The organism is Paraburkholderia sp. GAS348, assembly GCF_050434205.1.
In the GTDB taxonomy this organism is placed as follows: domain Bacteria; phylum Pseudomonadota; class Gammaproteobacteria; order Burkholderiales; family Burkholderiaceae; genus Paraburkholderia.
Genome location: NZ_JBNPVT010000011.1, coordinates 189363 through 207528, shown reverse-complemented (window position 1 = coordinate 207528; position 18166 = coordinate 189363). Strand labels below are relative to the sequence as shown.

At 64.6% G+C, this 18166-nt stretch carries 12 protein-coding genes; 5 read left to right on the top strand and 7 right to left on the bottom strand.

The window, feature by feature from the left end:
• Positions 1–151: 151 nt before the first annotated feature.
• The 6 genes from cls to dapC form a co-directional block, all read right to left on the bottom strand.
• Positions 152–1591, bottom strand: coding sequence for a cardiolipin synthase (cls, locus tag P3T22_RS20170; protein ID WP_429325923.1), 1440 nt, complete (start codon positions 1589–1591; stop codon positions 152–154).
• Positions 1592–1886: 295 nt separating this feature from the next.
• Positions 1887–2771 carry a 50S ribosomal protein L3 N(5)-glutamine methyltransferase gene (gene prmB / locus P3T22_RS20165; RefSeq protein ID WP_429325922.1) on the bottom strand — a complete coding sequence of 295 codons (885 nt, stop codon included), beginning with the start codon at positions 2769–2771 and terminating at the stop codon, positions 1887–1889.
• 16 nt (positions 2772–2787) lie between these two features.
• Positions 2788–3927 carry a succinyl-diaminopimelate desuccinylase gene (dapE, locus tag P3T22_RS20160; RefSeq protein ID WP_429325921.1) on the bottom strand — a complete coding sequence of 380 codons (1140 nt, stop codon included), beginning with the start codon at positions 3925–3927 and terminating at the stop codon, positions 2788–2790.
• Positions 3928–4178: 251 nt separating this feature from the next.
• Entirely contained in the window at positions 4179–4544 is a 366-nt protein-coding gene (locus tag P3T22_RS20155; protein ID WP_429325920.1) for an ArsC family reductase, read from the bottom strand.
• Positions 4544–5371 carry a 2,3,4,5-tetrahydropyridine-2,6-dicarboxylate N-succinyltransferase gene (gene dapD / locus P3T22_RS20150; RefSeq protein ID WP_063496544.1) on the bottom strand — a complete coding sequence of 276 codons (828 nt, stop codon included), beginning with the start codon at positions 5369–5371 and terminating at the stop codon, positions 4544–4546. Before dapD ends, P3T22_RS20155 begins: the two co-directional genes overlap by 1 nt.
• Positions 5372–5454: 83 nt before the next feature.
• On the bottom strand, positions 5455–6684 hold the full coding sequence (dapC, locus tag P3T22_RS20145) for a succinyldiaminopimelate transaminase (protein WP_429325919.1): 1230 nt from the start codon (positions 6682–6684) through the stop codon (positions 5455–5457).
• A 546-nt stretch (positions 6685–7230) separates the two neighbouring features.
• Here dapC and P3T22_RS20140 point away from each other — a divergent pair.
• From P3T22_RS20140 to def, 5 genes are all read left to right on the top strand, one after another.
• Positions 7231–8229 carry a DMT family transporter gene (locus tag P3T22_RS20140; protein ID WP_429325918.1) on the top strand — a complete coding sequence of 333 codons (999 nt, stop codon included), beginning with the start codon at positions 7231–7233 and terminating at the stop codon, positions 8227–8229.
• 149 nt (positions 8230–8378) lie between these two features.
• The gene (smc, locus tag P3T22_RS20135) at positions 8379–11897 is read left to right on the top strand and encodes a chromosome segregation protein SMC (RefSeq protein WP_429325917.1); all 3519 of its coding nucleotides are present in this window, start codon (positions 8379–8381) and stop codon (positions 11895–11897) included.
• A 117-nt stretch (positions 11898–12014) separates the two neighbouring features.
• A complete protein-coding gene (locus P3T22_RS20130) occupies positions 12015–13268 on the top strand; it encodes a cell division protein ZipA C-terminal FtsZ-binding domain-containing protein (protein WP_063496539.1) in 1254 nt (417 codons plus the stop codon).
• A 200-nt stretch (positions 13269–13468) separates the two neighbouring features.
• Positions 13469–15535: an NAD-dependent DNA ligase LigA gene (ligA, locus tag P3T22_RS20125; RefSeq protein WP_429325916.1), complete on the top strand. Its 2067-nt coding sequence runs from the start codon at positions 13469–13471 to the stop codon at positions 15533–15535.
• The gene (gene def, locus P3T22_RS20120) at positions 15532–16065 is read left to right on the top strand and encodes a peptide deformylase (RefSeq protein WP_063496537.1); all 534 of its coding nucleotides are present in this window, start codon (positions 15532–15534) and stop codon (positions 16063–16065) included. The genes ligA and def overlap by 4 nt, the downstream gene beginning before the upstream one ends.
• A 148-nt stretch (positions 16066–16213) precedes the next feature.
• Here def and P3T22_RS20115 read toward each other — a convergent pair whose 3' ends face one another.
• Positions 16214–18160, bottom strand: coding sequence for a pseudouridine synthase (locus P3T22_RS20115; protein WP_429325915.1), 1947 nt, complete (start codon positions 18158–18160; stop codon positions 16214–16216).
• Positions 18161–18166: the final 6 nt, after the last annotated feature.

The window sequence follows — 18166 nt, the reverse complement described above, 5'->3', positions numbered from 1 at the left end:
CAAAGCCAAAGCCAAAGCCAAAGCCAAAGCCAAAGCCAAAGCCAAAGCCAAAGCCAAAGCCAAAGCCAAAGCCAAAGCCAAAGCCAAAGCCAAAGGTGGGGCGGTTCGAGTTGGAGGCGAAGCGGCAGCGCGGCTATCTGGCCGCAGTGCACTACAGGATCGGCGAGAACAACCGCGCCACGTGCATCAGCACGCGCCGCAACGCGCTCGCCCGGCGGTACTCGTTGCGGTCGATTTCGAGCGACTCCGCGAAGTCCTTGAGCAGCATTGCTTCGACATCTTTGGCAAAGCCGCGGTCCACGGTCAGCACCATAATCTCGAAGTTCAGCCGGAACGAGCGGTTGTCGAGATTGGCGCTGCCGATTGCCGCCGCCACGCTGTCGATCAGCACGACCTTCTGATGCAGAAAGCCGGGCTGATAGCGGAAGATCCGGATGCCCGCGCGCAGCGAGTCGTACGCATACAGTTTCGAGGCGGTGAACACCACGCGGTGATCGCGCCGGCACGGAATCAGAATGCGCACATCCACGCCGCGCAGCACCGCCAGTCGCAGCGCGGCGAACACGGCTTCGTCGGGTATGAGATAAGGCGTCGTAATCCAGATCCGCTCGCGCGCCGCGTTGATCGCCTCGACGAAGAAGAGCGAGCAGGTCTCCTGCTTGTCGGCCGGACCGCTCGGCACGACGAGGCAGTGCATGCCCTCGTCGGCTGGCGGGAAGGCCGGCATGGCGAACTCGGGCAGCTGCTGGGTCGCCCAGTGCCAGTCTTCGGTGAACACGAACTGGATGCTGGCGACGGCCGGGCCGCGTACTTCGATATGCGTATCGCGCCATGGCGACAGCGGCGGCTTGCCGCCGAGATATTCGATACCGACGTTGTGTCCGCCGACAAACGCGCGCTCACCGTCCACTGAGACGATTTTGCGGTGATTGCGGAAGTTCAACTGCAGGCGGTTGACGAAGCGGCGATTGGTGGCGAACGGGTGCATTTCCACGCCGGCCGCGCGCAGTGCCGCCACGTAGCGGTGGGGCAGATCGAAACTGCCGATGCTGTCGTACAGGAAGTAGACGCGTACGCCTTGCTGCGCTTTCGCGATCAGCGCGTCTTTGAGCATCTCGCCGAGCGCATCGTCGTGCACGATGAAGAACTGCACGATCACGTAATGGCGTGCGCCTTCGATCGCTTCGAAGATCGCCTCGAAAGTCGCGGCTCCGTTCACCAGCGTGCGCACGGAATTGCCCGGCAGGAACGGCATGGCGCTCAGGCGCGTAAGCGAATGTACGAGTCTGGCGCCAAGCTCTTGCGTAGGCAGCCCTGCGGAGGAGGCCCGTGTATCCCATTCCTGAGGATGGGCGCGCGTGCGCAGCAATTCGTTTTCGATGCGGCGAGCGTCCGCGTAACCCTGGAATTTACTGCGGCCGAGGAACAGGTACGGCACCAGCGTCAGATACGGCATGGCGACCAGCGACACGGCCCACGCGATCGCGCCTTGCGACGTGCGGGTGTTCAGAATCGCGTGGCATGCTGCCACCACGCCGAGAATATGGGCGACGGCGACCAGCGGGCCAATATGAAGCAGGTCGAATTCCATAGGCGGGCGAAGAGTTGGCAAGGCACCGCCGCTGCCTTGCTGCGCAGCGGACAGCTGACCGCGCCCATCTTACCGAACGCGAGTGCGTTGGGGGGCGTGACGGTCCAGCTTCTTCGGGGATTCCGCCAAGGCGGGGTATGCGGGCGGGGAGAGGCGCGAGGTGCCGGCGTGTGCGGTCATGCGGTGCAACACGCACGGCAGGCAGTGAACGTCTGCCGCGCGCGTCGCGCGATAAGGCAACCCGGCGATCCCGCTATCCGGCTATCAGGCTATCCGGCTATCCGGCGGTAAAACATCAGACTGGCAGATCCGCGGCCTGAATCAGGAACACGTTGTCGTCGCCAGCGCTCGTCGACAGCCAGACCAGATCGAGGCCGCCGAAGGCCGCTTCGACGTTCGCGCGCTCGTTGCCGATCTCGACCACCAGCACGCCGTCTTCGGTCAGCCAGTTACGTGCTTCGGCGATGATCCGGCGCACGATGTCCATGCCGTCCGCGCCGCCTGCCAGGGCCATGTCGGGCTCGTGCTTGTATTCGGCGGGCAGTTCCTGCATCGAGGCGGCGTTCACATACGGCGGATTGCTGACGATCACGTCGTAGCGGCGTTCGGCGAGCGGCGCGTACAGATCGCCTTCGAAGAAGGCGACGCGGTCGTCGAGCCTGTATTCCGTCACGTTGCGCGTGGCGACTTCGAGAGCGGGTGCGGAAAGATCGACTGCATCGATATCCGCGTTCGGGAATGCGTGCGCCGCGAGGATCGCGAGGCAGCCGGAGCCGGTGCACAGTTCCAGCACGGCGCTTACCTGCTCGGGATCTTCCACGTACGGCTGCAGACCGTCCTGCAGCAATTCGCCGATGAACGAGCGCGGCACGATCACGCGTTCATCCACGTAGAAGCGGAAGCCGTGCATCCACGCTTCCTGCGTGATGTAGGCCGCCGGCACGCGCTGGCCGGCGCGGCGCTCGATCACGTTCAGCACGGCGTCGATTTCAGCCGCGGATAGACGCGCGTCGAGGAATGGTTCCAGCAGATCGAGCGGCAAATGCAGGGTGTGCAGTATCAGATAAGCGGCTTCGTCGTAGGCGTTGGCCGAGCCGTGGCCAAACGACAACTCGGCCTGATTGAAGCGCGACACCGCGAAACGCAGCAGGTCGCGGACAGTGGAAAACGGGAGCGTCATCGCAGAAATTCCTTGGTCAGGCGATCAGTTGTTCGAGCACGCGGCGATACACGTTCTTCAGCGGCTCGATGTGTGCGACTTCGATATGTTCGTCGATCTTGTGGATGCTGGCGTTTAGCGGGCCGAATTCGATCACCTGCTCGCAGATGCGGGCGATGAAGCGGCCGTCCGAAGTGCCGCCGGTGGTCGACAGTTCAGTCGTGACGCCGGTTTCGTCCTTGATCGCTTTCGCCAGCGCGTTCGACAGATCGCCGCGCGGCGTGAGGAACGGCAGGCCGCTCACGTTCCATTGCAGATCGTATTCGAGATTGTGCTTGTCGAGGATCGCATGGACGCGAGCCTGCAGGCCTTCCACCGTGCTGGCCGTCGAGAAGCGGAAATTGAACATCACGTCCGCATGGCCGGGAATCACGTTGGTCGCGCCGGTGCCGCTATGGATGTTCGACACCTGCCAGGTGGTGGGCGGGAAGTATTCGTTACCGTCGTCCCAGCGTTCGGCGACCAGTTCGGCCAACGCGGGCGCGAGCAGGTGCACTGGATTTTTCGCCAGATGCGGATAGGCGATATGGCCTTGCACGCCCTTGACGATCAGCTTGCCCGACATCGAACCGCGCCGGCCATTCTTCACCATGTCGCCGAACTGCGCGCTCGACGTCGGTTCGCCGACGATGCAGTAGTCCATGCGCTCGCCACGTGCCTGCAGCGCTTCGACGACCTTTATAGTGCCGTCGGTAGCGGGGCCTTCTTCGTCGCTCGTAATCAGGAATGCGAGCGAGCCGCGATGCGCCGGGTGCGCCGCGACGAATTCCTCGCTTGCCACCACGAAGCCGGCGATCGACGCCTTCATGTCCGCCGCGCCGCGGCCGTAGAGCTTGCCGTCGCGATGGGTCGGCTCGAACGGCGCCGAGTGCCATTGTTCGAGCGGGCCGGTCGGCACGACGTCCGTGTGGCCGGCGAAGGCGAGCAGCTTGCCGCGCGTGCCGTCGACGCCGCGTTTGACGGCCCACAGGTTGGTCACGCCGTTCGATTCGATCGTCTCGTGCTCGAAGCCGAGCGCGGACAGGCGTTCGATCAGGAGGCGCTGGCAATGCTGGTCGTCGGGCGTGACGGAGGCGCGCGCGATCAGTTGTTCGGTAAGGGCGAGGGTGCCGGACATGGATTCAGTACAAGCCACTTTGAAATGAAAAAATGCCGGCTGGCGGTTGGACACCGCAGCCGGCAACAGCTTTTAAGCAACGCGGCGATGCCACGTTTTACTGCTTGTTGCATTCGATCTTCGCACTCGGTCCTGGTTATGCCTGGTTTGTGCCTGGCTTTTGCCTGGCACCTGGCGCTGCGGTCGAGCTGCGCGCTTGACCGTTGCTTCCGATCTTGGGCCTCAGAACAGGCAATCAGGCAATCAGGCAATCAGGCAAACAGCGCCGCGTATTCGTCCACCGAGAAACCGAGCGACTTGACCCTTCCGTTGACCACCAGCACCGGCCGGTTGATCACAGACGGCTTGTGGATCATCAACGCGATCGCGCCCGATTGCGTGTCCGCCGCCGCCTTCATGTCGTCGGACAGGCCGCGCCAGGTCGTGCCGCGACGGTTCAGCAACGCGTCGAGCTTCACGTCCTTCAGCCAGTCCTGAACGAGCGGCTCGGTCACGCCGTGTTTCTTGAAGTCGTGGAATTCGAACTCGACATCATGCTCTTCGAGCCACACACGGGCTTTCTTCACGGTGTCGCAGTTCGGAATGCCGTAGACGACGGTCTTGGTGCCGCGTGCCATCAGTCGCCTCGCAGCAGCTCGTTCAGGCCGACCTTCGCACGCGTCTTGGCGTCGACCTTCTTGACGATCACGGCGCAGTAGAGGCTATGCGAACCGTCTTTCGACGGCAGGTTGCCCGCCACCACCACCGAACCCGCCGGAATGCGGCCATACGTGACTTCGCCGGTTTCGCGGTCGTAAATCTTGGTGCTCTGGCCCAGGTACACGCCCATCGAGATCACCGAGTTTTCTTCGACGATCACGCCTTCCACCACTTCCGAACGCGCGCCGATGAAGCAGTTGTCTTCGATGATGACCGGGTTCGCCTGCAGCGGCTCCAGCACGCCGCCGATGCCCACGCCACCCGACAGGTGGACGTTCTTGCCGATCTGCGCGCACGAGCCGACGGTCGCCCACGTGTCGACCATCGTGCCTTCGTCCACATAGGCGCCGATGTTGGTGTACGACGGCATCAGCACGACGTTCTTCGCGATGAACGAGCCGCGGCGCGCGATGGCGGGCGGCACCACGCGGAAGCCGCCGGCGGCGAAGTCTTCAGCGGTGTAGTTGGCGAACTTCGACGGCACCTTGTCGTAGAACTGCGAGTAGCCGCCAGCCGGTTGCACCACGTTGTCTTCCAGGCGGAACGACAGCAGCACGGCTTTCTTCAGCCATTGATTGACGACCCAGTCGCCGTCCTTTTTTTCGGCCACGCGCAGCGCGCCCTTGTCCAGTTGCTCGATGGCGTGGGCGACGGCTTCGCGCACGTCGGCCGGCGCAGCCTTCGGCGACAGTTCGGCGCGGTTTTCCCAGGCGGTATCAATGATCTGCTGAAGTTGTTGCGACATATGCGTGCTTTTCTGAAGAGTTGAAGTCTGAAGAAGGGAATGCGGTGCGCGAGGTTGCTGAATACGAAAAATTCGCGAAAAACTCAGCCCGCGAGCGCGCGGCAAAAATCGACGATCCGTTGTACGCCTTGCGTGCATTCGTCGACATCGGCGACGAGCGCCATGCGCACGAAATTGCGGCCGGGGTTCACGCCATGCGCAGTGCGCGCGAGGAACGAGCCCGGCAGAACCGTCACATTATAGTCGGCGTAGAGGCGCTGGGCGAACTCGGTGTCCGACAGGCCCGTGCGCGAGACGTCCGCCCAAAGGTAGAACGCGGCGTCCGGCAGGCGTACGTCGAGCACCTCGGCGAGCATCGGCGTCACGGTGGAAAACTTCTGCCCATACTTCGCGCGGTTCTCGCGCACATGCGTTTCATCATTCCAGGCCGCGATGCTGGCGCTCTGGAACACCGTCGACAAGGCCGCGCCGTGGTATGTCCGGTATAGCAGGAAATCTTTCAGGATCGCCGCGTCGCCCGCCACAAAGCCCGAGCGCATGCCCGGCACGTTCGAGCGCTTGGACAGGCTCGACAGCATCACAAGGCGCTCGAAGCCGCGACCGAGCTGGTGAGCCGCTTCCAGGCCGCCGAGCGGCGGATTAGCTTCGTCGAAGTAGATTTCCGAGTAGCACTCGTCCGAGGCGATCACGAAGCCGTAGCGGTCCGACAGCGCGAACAGTTCGCGCCAGTCGTCGAGCGTAAGCACCGCGCCGGTGGGATTGCCCGGCGAGCATACATACAGCAGCTGCGTGCGCGCCCAGATCTCGGCCGGGACCGCCGAATAGTCGCAGGCGAAGTTGCGCGCCGGGTCGCTATTCACGAAGTACGGCTGCGCGCCGGCGAGAATCGCCGCGCCCTCATAGATTTGGTAGAACGGGTTCGGACAGAGTACGATCGCAGGCTCGCCGTCAGCATTCCGCGCATCGTCCCGTTTAGGGTCGATGACCGTTTGTGCGAGCGCAAAAAGCGCCTCGCGCGAGCCCGACACCGGCAGCACCTGGGTGGCCGGATCGACCGGGGGCAGGTTGTAGCGCTGCGTCACCCATTTCGCGATCGACTCGCGCAGTGCTGGCGACCCGATGGTGGCCGGATACGCCGACAAGCCGCCGAGCGAAGCAATCACCGCGTCGCGAATCAGCGCGGGCGTAGGATGTTTCGGTTCGCCGATGCCGAAGCTGATGTGCGCGAGGCCGGCGGGCGGCGTGACGTCCTTGAAAAGCGCACGCAGCTTTTCGAACGGATAGGGCTGGAGGGAGTCGAGTAGCGGGTTCACTGGGCGGATCGAGCCTGATCGAGGATGGGCGCAGACGAATGCTGGACACGCATGCTGACCGTAAAACGCATGAAACACGCGAAAAGGGCGGCAGCGGCGGCGAGCGGGTGATTATAGCGTGGCGGCGCAGACGGGAAATTCATGGCGGCGTTGCCCCTTGCCTCTTGTCGTCCGGCGGCCAAAACGCATGCAACAAAGAGAAACCCGACGGTAGTATCGAGGATGACTCAGGGCCGCAACGGTCCGAACGCAAGCAATGTGGCCTGCAGAAGGCATCTGAGGGCATATTGCGGCGGCGCCTGGCGTGTAAGACGCGGCGCACCCCGCCAGGCAGCGCAGGCAATGCGACGCAGCGGGAACGACGCGAACCGCAGACGGTTCGCGCAAAAAAGAAGCAGGAGCAGCAATGGTCGTAGCAGCAAAGGAGACATCCGGACGATTCGGACGATTCGGACGAAGCGGGCGCAAGAACGCCGCCGTCGGCGAAGTCAGCAAAGTCCGCAACACCGCCCGCAGGAGCAGCAACCGCCGCGGGAGGCTCGCATCATGAGCAAGTGGTTTCGCACGGGCTGGCCAACGGCTTGGCCCACGCTCGCGATCATGCTGGGCGCCTCGGTGTGGGGGGTGATCTGGTATCCGCTGCGCATGCTGAATGCGCTCGGCGTGACCGGCACGGCGGCAAGCGCGCTCACGAGCGGCGCCGGTTGTCTGTTCGTCCTGCTGGTGCGCTATCGTGCCCTCAAGACCGTGCGCTGGCACTGGCTGCTGCCGGCTCTGGCACTAGCCGCGGGCATCACCAATCTCGGCTTCGTGTGGGGCTCGATCCACGGCGAGGTGATGCGCGTCCTGCTGCTGTTCTATCTCACCCCCGCCTGGACCGCGCTCTTTGCGCACTTCATCCTGCACGAACGGCTGACATGGGCGGGCGCTGGCCTCGCCGCGCTGTCGCTGGCCGGCGCGATGACCATGCTGTGGTCGCCGCAACTCGGCATCCCGGTGCCAGGCAATCTCGCCGAATGGGCAGGGCTTGCGGGCGGCATGGGCTTCGCGATGAGCAACGTGCTGATCCTCAAGACGAGCCGCGTGCTGCCTGAGATGAAGCCGGAAATGCGTACCGCGACGATCTTCGGCGGCGCGGCGATTTTCAGCACCTTTGCATCGCTGTTCGAGGCGATGCCCGCACCACCCACCGGCGCGCATCTCGGCACGGCCGTGCTACTGGTGCTCGGCCTCGGTTTCCTGCTCGCGTCGAACAATATGCTCGTGCAGTATGGACTCGCGCGGGTGCCGGCCAATCGGGCCTCGATCATCATGCTGTTCGAGATCGTGGTCACGGCCTTGTCCGCGTGGCTCTTCGCCGGCGAGACGCCGGGCCCGCGGGAATGGGCGGGCGGCTTGTGCATCGTGCTGGCGTCGGCACTCTCCAGTTGGGTGCACCGGACCAAGGCCTTGCCGCCCGATCCCGCCAATCAGGACCCGGCTCTCGACACCGACGGCAGCGCCGACCGTAAGGACGGTAAGAACCGCTCGCGCGCGATGGTATGATTGCCCCTCATTAGCTGGCGCATGCTTCAACGCATGCGATTGGCGCCCGTATCGCGAGGTTTCGCGGGCCGTTCCGCTGCATCGGTGAACGGCTGGCGCGGCCTTCACGAGCCACCTTTTATTTTCCCTTTTCAAACAGCGAAATCGCCGTGCGTCTGACCTCGATCAAACTCGCTGGCTTCAAGTCATTCGTCGATCCCACGCATTTCCAGGTTCCGGGCCAGCTCGTCGGCGTGGTCGGACCGAATGGGTGCGGCAAGTCCAACATCATCGACGCCGTGCGCTGGGTGCTCGGCGAATCGCGCGCTTCCGAGCTGCGCGGCGAGTCGATGCAGGACGTGATCTTCAATGGCTCGACCGCGCGCAAGCCGGGTAGCCGCGCCAGCGTCGAACTCGTGTTCGACAACGCCGACGGCCGTGCCGCCGGGCAGTGGGGGCAGTATGCCGAAATCGCCGTCAAGCGCGTGCTCACGCGCGACGGCACCTCGAGCTACTACATCAACAACCTGCCGGCGCGCCGCCGCGACATTCAGGACATCTTCCTCGGCACCGGCCTCGGGCCGCGTGCGTACGCGATCATCGGGCAGGGCATGATCGCGCGCCTGATCGAGGCGAAGCCGGAAGAGCTGCGCGTGTTCCTCGAAGAAGCCGCGGGCGTGTCGAAGTACAAGGAACGCCGCCGCGAAACCGAGAACCGCCTGCACGACACGCGCGAGAATCTGATCCGCGTCGAAGACATCGTCCGCGAACTCAGTGCGAATCTCGAGAAGCTCGAAGCGCAGGCGATCGTCGCGACCAGGTACAAGGATTTGCAGGCCGACGGCGAAGAGAAGCAGCGTCTGTTGTGGCTGTTGCGCAAGAACGAAGCCGGCGGCGAGCAGGAACGCCAGCAGCGCGCAATCGAACAGGCGCAGATCGACCTCGAAGCGCAAACCGCGAAGCTGCGCGAAGTCGAAGCGCAACTCGAAACGCTGCGCGTCGCGCATTATTCCGCCAGCGACGCAATGCAGGGTGCGCAAGGTGCGCTGTACGAGGCGAATGCCGAAGTCAGCCGCCTCGAGGCCGAGATCAAGTTCATCGTCGAATCGCGCAACCGCGCGCAGGCGCAGATCGCGGCATTGACCGCGCAACGTGAGCAGTGGCAGTCGCAAGCCCAAAAAGCGCAAGACGATCTCGAAGACGCTGAAGAACAACTGGCCGTCGCCGAAGAAAAAGCCGCGCTGGCCGAAGACGAAGCCGCCGCCAGGCATGACGCGATGCCGGCGCTCGAAGCACGCTGGCGCGATGCGCAGACCGAACTGAACGCCGAGCGCGGCGGTATTGCGCAGACCGAACAGGCACTCAAGCTCGAAGCGGCGCATCAGCGCAATGCGGATCAGCAATTGCAGCAGTTGCAGCAGCGCCACGAGCGGCTGAAGTCGGAAGCGGGCGGGCTGGATGCCCCTGACGAAGCGCAACTCGAAGACCTGCGCATGCAGCTCGCCGAACACGAAGAAATCCTGCACGACGCGCAGGCCCGTCTCGCCGACGCGCAGGAAACGCTGCCGCGTCTCGACGGCGAACGGCGCGCTGCCCAGGAGCGCGTGCAGTCGGAGAGCGCGCAGATTCATCAGCTCGACGCACGCCTTGCCGCGCTCAAGCAACTGCAGGAAAACGTCCAGACCGAAGGCAAAATCCAGCCGTGGCTTGAAAAGCACGAGCTGAGCGGCTTGCCGCGTCTGTGGAAGAAGCTGCACGTCGAAGCCGGCTGGGAAGCCGCGCTCGAAGCGGTGCTGCGCGAGCGGCTCGCCGCGCTGGAAGTGTCGAACCTCGATTGGGTCAAGGCGTTCGCCACCGACGCGCCGCCCGCCAAGCTCGCGTTCTACGCACCGCCGGCAGCCGGTCAGCCGGTCACTACGCCGGCGGGTTTGCGTCCGCTGCTGTCGCTGGTTCGTATCGACGATGCAGGCATTCGCGCCGTGCTGAACGACTGGCTCGGCCTCGCCTTTGTCGCTGACGACCTGCAACAGGCGCTCGCCATGCGCGCGCAATTGCCGGAGGGCGGCTCGTTCGTCGTGAAGGCCGGCCACGTCGTGACGCGTGTCGGCGTCCAGTTGTATGCCGCCGACTCCGAACAGGCCGGCATGCTGGCCCGTCAGCAGGAAATCGAAAACCTGGCTCGCCAGGTGCGCGCGCAAGCCTTGCTCGCCGATGAAGCGAAGGCCGCCGCGATCCGCGCCGAAGCCGCGCACACGCAAGCCGCCCAAGCGTTGACCGATGTGCGTCAACAGTCGGAGCGCGCAACGCAACGCGTGCACGCCTTGCAGATGGACGTGCTCAAGCTCGCGCAAGCGCATGAGCGTTATACGCAGCGCAGCACGCAGATCCGCGAAGAGCTCGAAGAAATCACCGCGCAGATCGACGAGCAGCGCGCGTTGCGCGGCGAATCGGAAGCGAACTTCGAGCGCCACGACGCTGAACTCGCCGAATTGCAGGCGCGTTTCGAAGATCACCAGCTGGCTTTCGAGGCGCTCGACGAAGCGCTGACCGCCGCGCGCGCCCAATCGCGCGATCTCGATCGGGGCGCCACCGACGCGCGTTTCGCCGCGCGCAACATGGCGAACCGCATCGACGAATTGAAGCGCAGCATCCAGGTCTCGCACGAGCAGAGCGAGCGCGTCGCCGCCTCGCTGGAAGATGCGCGCGCCGAGCTGGAAACGATCAACGAGCAAACCGCGCATACCGGCTTGCAGGACGCGCTCGATATTCGCGCGGTCAAGGAAGAAGCGCTGCACGCCGCGCGCCTCGAACTGGAAGACCTGACCGCCAAGCTGCGTGCCGCCGACGAAACCCGTTTGACCGCCGAGCGGGCGCTGCAACCCCTGCGCGACCGCATCAACGAATTGCAGCTGAAGGAGCAGGCCGCCCGCCTGAATGGCGAGCAGTTCATCGAGCAACTGGCTGCGGCCGGCGTCGATGAAGCCGAGTTGCAGGCCAAGCTCACGCCGGACATGAAGCCGTCGTACCTGCAAGGCGAAGTCACGCGGATCAACAACGCTATCACCGCGCTCGGCCCGGTCAACATGGCCGCGTTGGACGAACTGAAGGCGGCGACCGAGCGCAAGACGTTCCTCGATTCGCAATCGGCGGACCTGAACAACGCGATCGAAACGCTCGAAGACGCGATCCGCAAGATCGACGGCGAAACGCGTACGCTGCTGCAAGGCACCTTCGACGAAGTGAACCGTCATTTCGGCGAACTGTTCCCGCGTCTCTTTGGCGGTGGCCAGGCCAAGCTGATCATGACCGGCGACGAGATTCTCGACGCCGGCGTGCAGGTGATGGCGCAGCCGCCGGGCAAGAAGAATTCGACGATTCACCTGCTGTCGGGCGGCGAGAAAGCCTTGACCGCCACCGCACTGGTGTTCGCGATGTTCCAGCTGAATCCGGCGCCGTTCTGCCTGCTCGACGAAGTGGACGCGCCGCTCGACGACGCCAACACGGAACGCTTCGCGAACCTCGTGCGCGCGATGTCGGACAAGACGCAGTTCCTGTTCATTTCGCACAACAAGATCGCGATGGAAATGGCGCAGCAACTGATCGGCGTGACCATGCAGGAGCAGGGCGTATCGCGGATCGTCGCGGTCGACATGGAAACGGCGGCGGGTTTCGCCCAGAATATCGTTTAAGTTTTCGTTTAGGTTGATCATCGCGGGCGCCCGCGTTCAGCGCAGCGGCCGTCGGCCGCGCGACACGTGGGGCGGGCGCAAAGCCGCGCAGACAGAAGAATTGCTGATGGAGCATGCATGGACGAGTTGACACTCGGTTTGATCGGCGCGGGTGCCGTGGTGGTCGGGGGCGTGGTCGTGTACAACGCATGGCAAGGCGCGAAGGTGCGCCGCAAGATGCCGCGTCCGATGCCGGTCGATAGCGCCGAAAGTTTCACGCGGGACGATCAGGAAGAACAGAGCCCGTTTATCGAACCGGCCCGGCCGACCACGCGGCGCGAACCGGTAGCGGGTTCAGACGCGGCGGCGGAAACCGCTGCGGCGCGCGTCGAGCCGACTTTTGGCGCGACCGCCGCGCCGCTCGATACATCGGCCGACATTCAGGCTGAGATGACTACGCCGAATGGCTATCCGGAAGCGGAAGGCATGGTTGAAGCCGAAGGCGGCCACGCGGCGAAGACCGGCGAACCGGCCGAGCCGATCCTGCCCGCTGCCACGACGATTTCGTCGGCGCCGCCGGCTATCGTCGATCGCCGCATCGACTGCATCGTGCCGATTCGTTTGAACGGCCCGATGGCCGGCGACAAGGTGATTCCGCTTGCGCAGCGTCTGCGCCGCGCCGGCAGCAAGCCGGTGCATATCGAAGGCAAGCTCGAAGGCGGCGCGTGGGAATTGCTGCAAAACGGCGCGCGCTATGAAGAACTGCGCGCGGCCGCGCAATTGGCCAATCGGAGTGGGGCGCTCAACGAACTGGAGTTCTCGGAATTCGTGACCGGCGTGCAGCAGTTTGCCGATGCGCTCGACGCGTCGCCGGAATTTCCCGACATGCTCGAAACAGTTGCAATGGCGCGCGAACTCGACGGCTTCGCCGCGCAGTGCGATGCGCAACTGTCGATCAACGTGCTCTCCGACGGGGCGCCGTGGTCGGCCAATTATGTCCAGGCCGTCGCGTCGCAGGATGGCTTGCTGCTCTCGCGCGACGGCACGCGCTTCGTCAAGCTCGACGCGAAGCAGAGTCCGGTGTTCATGCTGCAATTCGGCGACACCAATTTCCTGCGCGACGACCTGACCTATAAGGGCGGCCAGATGATCACGCTGGTGCTCGACGTGCCGGTCGCGGACGAAGATATCCTGCCGTTCCGCCTGATGTGCGACTACGCGAAATCGTTGGCTGAGCGTATCGGCGGACGGGTGGTCGACGATGGGCGCCGTCCGCTGCCGGAAACCGCGCTGCTGGCGATCGAAAAGCAGTTGATGACGCTCTACGCGAAGCTCGAACAGGCGGGTATTCCGGCGGGTTCGCCGGCCACCCGGCGTTTGTTCAGCCAGTAACGGCTCTGCTTTTTATGTAGTACTCGACGGCCGCACGATGTGCGGCCGTCGGCGTTTGGGGTAATGCTTCACGTGGTGCTTTCCCCGCACTATTCACAGCAATGACGAACGCGCGATACTGGCCATTCGGTCGATGTAAAGGGGCACGCTTCCTGCGATAATCCAGTGTCTGAATTTCACTGAAAAAAGCTTCCGACAGCATGGCCCGAACCCCCGCCTCAAACCCTGCAACCAGCGCGCCCGCAGAGCGGGCCGCGTGGCTGCGCGCGGAACTCGAACGCGCCAATTACGCGTATTACGTGCTCGACCAGCCGGACCTGCCGGACGCGGAATACGACAAGCTCTTCAAGGAGCTGGAGCGGATCGAGACGGAGCATCCGGACCTGGTTGTGCCGGATTCGCCCACCCAGCGCGTGGGCGGCGAGGCGTCGAGCGGCTTCGAGCCGGTGGTGCACGATCAGCCCATGCTGTCGCTGAACAATGGCTTCGCAGACGAAGATATCGTCGCGTTCGACAAGCGCGTCGGCGACGCGCTCGGCAAGAACGCGAGCGAACCGCCGGTGCCGGTTGGTTATGCGGCTGAACTGAAGTTCGACGGCCTTGCCATCTCGCTGCGTTACGTCGACGGCACGTTTGTCCAGGCGTCCACGCGCGGCGACGGCACCACCGGCGAGAACGTCACCGAAAATGTCCGCACGATCCGTTCCATTCCGCTCAAGCTCAAGGGCAAACGCGTGCCGCATCTGCTCGACGTGCGGGGCGAAGTGCTCATGTTCAAGCGCGATTTCGAACGTCTGAACGAGCGCCAGCGGGCCGCAGAGCAGAAAGAATTCGCCAATCCGCGTAACGCTGCCGCGGGCAGCTTGCGGCAGCTCGATTCGAAGATCACGGCGCAGCGGCCACTGTCGTTCTTCGCTTATGGAATTGGTGTGCTCGAAGGTGGCGAGATGCCGGCCACACATAGCGAATTGCTCGACTGGTACAAGGAACTCGGCTTGCCGGTGAATGGCGAGCGGGCGGTGGTGCAGGGCGCCGAAGGCTTGCTGGCGTTTTTTCACGCCATAGGCGAGAAGCGCGACACGCTGCCTTACGATATCGACGGCGTCGTCTATAAGGTCAACCGGCGCGATGAGCAGGACGCGCTCGGCTTTGTCTCGCGTGCGCCGCGTTTCGCCTTGGCGCACAAGTTCCCTGCGCAAGAAGCACTCACCAAACTCGTCGCGATCGACGTGCAGGTTGGCCGCACCGGCGCGATCACGCCGGTTGCGCGGCTGGAGCCGGTGTTCGTCGGCGGCGCGACGGTGACGAACGCCACATTGCACAATGAAGACGAAGTGCGCCGCAAAGATATCCGCATCGGCGACACGGTGATCGTGCGGCGCGCCGGCGACGTCATTCCCGAGGTGGTGAGTGCGCTGCTCGAGCGCCGCCCGGACGACGCCCGCGAGTTCGTCATGCCCACGCACTGCCCGGTGTGCGGCTCGAGCATCGAACGGCTGCCGGACGAGGCGATTGCGCGCTGCACGGGTGGCCTGTTCTGCCCAGCGCAGCGCAAGCAGGCGTTGTGGCACTTCGCGCAGCGCCGGGCACTGGATATCGACGGGCTCGGCGAAAAGATCATCGATCAACTCGTCGAGCAGAATCTGGTGCGCACGCCGGCCGATCTGTTCAACGTCGGCTTTGCGACGCTCGCTGAACTCGACCGCTTCGCCGAAAAGTCCGCGCAGAATCTGCTCGATTCGCTCGAAAAGGCCAAGCACACTACGCTGGCGCGCTTTATTTACGCGCTCGGTATCCGGCATGTGGGCGAATCGACGGCGAAAGATCTGGCCAAACATTTCGGCTCGCTGAATCCGATCATGGATGCCTCGGTCGAAGAATTGCTGGAGGTGAACGATGTGGGGCCTGTGGTGGCCGAGTCGATTCAGCGATTTTTCGCCGAAGAGCACAACCGCACGGTGATCGAGCAACTCCGCGCGCCGGGCAAGGTCACATGGCCGGAAGGGCCGCCCGCGCCAAAGGCGCCGCAAGGCGTGCTGGCCGGCAAGACGGTCGTATTGACCGGCACCTTGCCGACGCTCGCTCGCGAAGAAGCGAAAGAAATGCTCGAAACGGCCGGCGCGAAAGTGGCCGGCTCGGTGTCGAAGAAAACCGACTACGTAGTGGCGGGGGCCGAAGCGGGCAGCAAGCTGGCGAAAGCCGAGGAACTCGGCATCCCGGTACTCGACGAAGATGGTATGCGCAAGCTCCTGGAGGGGCAGTTATGATCCGCGAAATTCTCAAGATGGGCGATCCGCGCCTTTTGCAAATTGCCGATCCGGTCGATCACTTCGATACCCCCGAACTGCATGAGCTCATCAAAGACATGTTCGAGACCATGCACGACGCAAACGGCGCGGGGCTCGCCGCGCCGCAGGTCGGCGTCAATCTGCAGGTGGTGATCTTCGGCTTCGGGCACAACGAACGCTATCCGGATGCGCCGCCGGTGCCCGAGACGGTGCTGGTCAACCCGACCCTCACACCAGTGTCGCTGGATATGGAAGAGGGCTGGGAAGGCTGCCTGTCCGTGCCGGGCCTGCGAGGCGCGGTGAGCCGGTTTTCGATGATCAAGTATCACGGGTTCGATCAATACGGTAAGCCGATCGACCGAGTCGCCGAAGGCTTTCACGCGCGTGTCGTGCAACATGAGTGCGACCACCTGATCGGCAAGCTGTACCCGATGCGGATCAACGATTTCGCGAAGTTCGGCTTCACGGAAGTCCTGTTTCCGGATATGGATCTGAGTAGCGACGACTGAAGCTGCATTCTGGCCTGTGGCGGTCGAATTGTCGCTAGCGCGCCGCCGGAAACAAAAAACCCACGCCTCGGCGTGGGTTTTTGTTGGGCGAACCTCACGGCGCAGGCACCGTGAATCTTTCGCTGGTTGAGGCGTCAGGCTCCCGGCATCAAAACGACTCGTCCGCCGACAGATAGCGCCATTGGCCCGGCGGCAGCGCGCCCAGCATCACCTGGCCCATCCGCACGCGCTTCAGGCCGATCACTTCGAGGCCGACCAGTTCGCACATCCGGCGGATCTGGCGCTTCTTGCCTTCGCGCAGCACGAAACGCAACTGCTCGCCGTTTTGCCAGTTGACCTGTGCGGGTTTCAGCGGCACGTCGTCGAGCGAGAGGCCGTGGCACAAGAGCGCGAGGCTCTCCGGCGGGAAGTGGCTTTCGACGTCGGTGGTGTGCTCGCCGAACGACACGCGCACCAGATACTCCTTGTCGATTTCCGAATGGCCGCCGATCAGTTGCTTGGCGATGCGGCCGTCCTGCGTCAGCACCAGCAAGCCTGTCGAATCGATGTCGAGGCGCCCGGCCGGCGCTAGCTGGCGCAGATGCGCGACCGAGAAGCGGATGTCAGTATGGTCGCCTTCCCAGCGGTTTTCCGGCGTGACCAGCGTGATCGCCGGCTGGTAGCCGTCTTCCGCCTGGCCCGATACAAGTCCCACCGGCTTGTGGATCAGGACCGTTACCTGGCTCGCTTGCGCGGCTTCGGCGGCGGGGTCGATCTCGATGCGCTGGTCGGGGCGAACCTTGGTGCCGAGCGTGTCGATCCGCTCGCCGTCGACCAGCACCCAGCCTTTTTCGATCCACTCGTCGGCTTCGCGGCGTGAGCACAGGCCGAGTTCCGACATCAGCTTGGACAGGCGCAGGGTGCCCGGCGCATCTTCGTAATCGCGGCGGGGTGTGCGCGGAGCGGCATCGGCGTCGCGTTCGGCTTTGGCTGCTGGCGCCGGGCCGCGCGGCTTGTCGGCGCGAGCGGGGCGGGTGTCATCGCCAAAGCGGCGGCCGGCGGCCGGCAGCGCCTTGTCGAAGCTGCGAGCAGGGCGTTCGCCCCGGTCATTACGTTCGCTACGTTCACCGGCGCGCGCCGGACGATCGCCGAATTCCCGCTTGGCCGGTGCTCGCTCGCCACGGTCGTCGCGCGGTGCGCGCGCCGGGCGGTCCGTGCGGTCACCGTAGCCGCTTTTGACGGGCTTCGCGAAAGTGCGCTCGCCACGCTCGGACGAACCACGCTCGCCTTCAAAACGGCGCGGCGCGCTGTCGCTGCGTGGTCCGCGCTCGCCGCTACGGCGCTCCTGCGGGGCGCCACGGTCGCTGCCGAAGCGGGGCCGATCCGAGGCATCGCGCGCCGGACGCTCGCCACGCGGTCCGCCCTCCGACGGACGGCCTGCGCCCAGACGCGGACCACTGAACGAGCGGCGTTCGCCGTCGTCACGGCGCGGGGCGCGGCTGCCTTCGAAACTACGGGGAGCGCGTTCGCTGCGATCTGCGCTGCCTTCGAAGCGGCGCGGCGCGCCCTGGCTGCGCTCGCCACGATCCGCACTGCCTTCAAAGCGACGCGGGGCACGTTCGCCTCGATCGCCAGCACCTTCAAACCGGCGCGGTGCACCTTGAGTGCGTTCGCCTTCAGCGCGGCGCGGAGCACGTTCGCTGCGCTCGCTACCACCTTCGAACCGGCGCGGTGCGCGCTCGCCGTCATCTCGACGCGGTGCACGATCACCGCTGCCCTCCAAGCGGCGCGGCGCGGCGCCTGCCCCTTCGCGTCGCGGCGGCCGATCCGACGGTGCCCGGCGCGCACCACCCGCATCCCGCTCGCGGGAAAACGATCCTTCAGCCCGTGGCGCACGCGCGCCGGCGCCTGCCGGCTTACCTGCGCCAGCCGGCCGCTTGCCGCCACCCGCTGCGCCAGCGCCTTCACCCCGCGCCCCGCTAAAACCCGCCGTCGACGGGGACGGCTTCGGCCCGGCCGGACGCGTCGGCTTACGCGCCGAGGTGCTTCCGGTACGGACAGGGGCGCGTTCGGACGAAGCCGGCCGCGGGTGCTTGGCTGTTAATTTGACTCGCATGAAATC

What these genes read in the sequence shown, in the direction of transcription:
- cls (WP_429325923.1), bottom strand. Translation starts at nt 1,591, where the DNA reads ATGGAATTCGACCTGCTTCATATTGGCCCGCTGGTCGCCGTCGCCCAT.
- prmB (WP_429325922.1), bottom strand. Translation starts at nt 2,771, where the DNA reads ATGACGCTCCCGTTTTCCACTGTCCGCGACCTGCTGCGTTTCGCGGTG.
- dapE (WP_429325921.1), bottom strand. Translation starts at nt 3,927, where the DNA reads ATGTCCGGCACCCTCGCCCTTACCGAACAACTGATCGCGCGCGCCTCC.
- P3T22_RS20155 (WP_429325920.1), bottom strand. Translation starts at nt 4,544, where the DNA reads ATGGCACGCGGCACCAAGACCGTCGTCTACGGCATTCCGAACTGCGAC.
- dapD (WP_063496544.1), bottom strand. Translation starts at nt 5,371, where the DNA reads ATGTCGCAACAACTTCAGCAGATCATTGATACCGCCTGGGAAAACCGC.
- P3T22_RS20140 (WP_429325918.1), top strand. Translation starts at nt 7,231, where the DNA reads ATGAGCAAGTGGTTTCGCACGGGCTGGCCAACGGCTTGGCCCACGCTC.
- P3T22_RS20130 (WP_063496539.1), top strand. Translation starts at nt 12,015, where the DNA reads ATGGACGAGTTGACACTCGGTTTGATCGGCGCGGGTGCCGTGGTGGTC.
- ligA (WP_429325916.1), top strand. Translation starts at nt 13,469, where the DNA reads ATGGCCCGAACCCCCGCCTCAAACCCTGCAACCAGCGCGCCCGCAGAG.
- def (WP_063496537.1), top strand. Translation starts at nt 15,532, where the DNA reads ATGATCCGCGAAATTCTCAAGATGGGCGATCCGCGCCTTTTGCAAATT.
- P3T22_RS20115 (WP_429325915.1), bottom strand. Translation starts at nt 18,160, where the DNA reads ATGCGAGTCAAATTAACAGCCAAGCACCCGCGGCCGGCTTCGTCCGAA.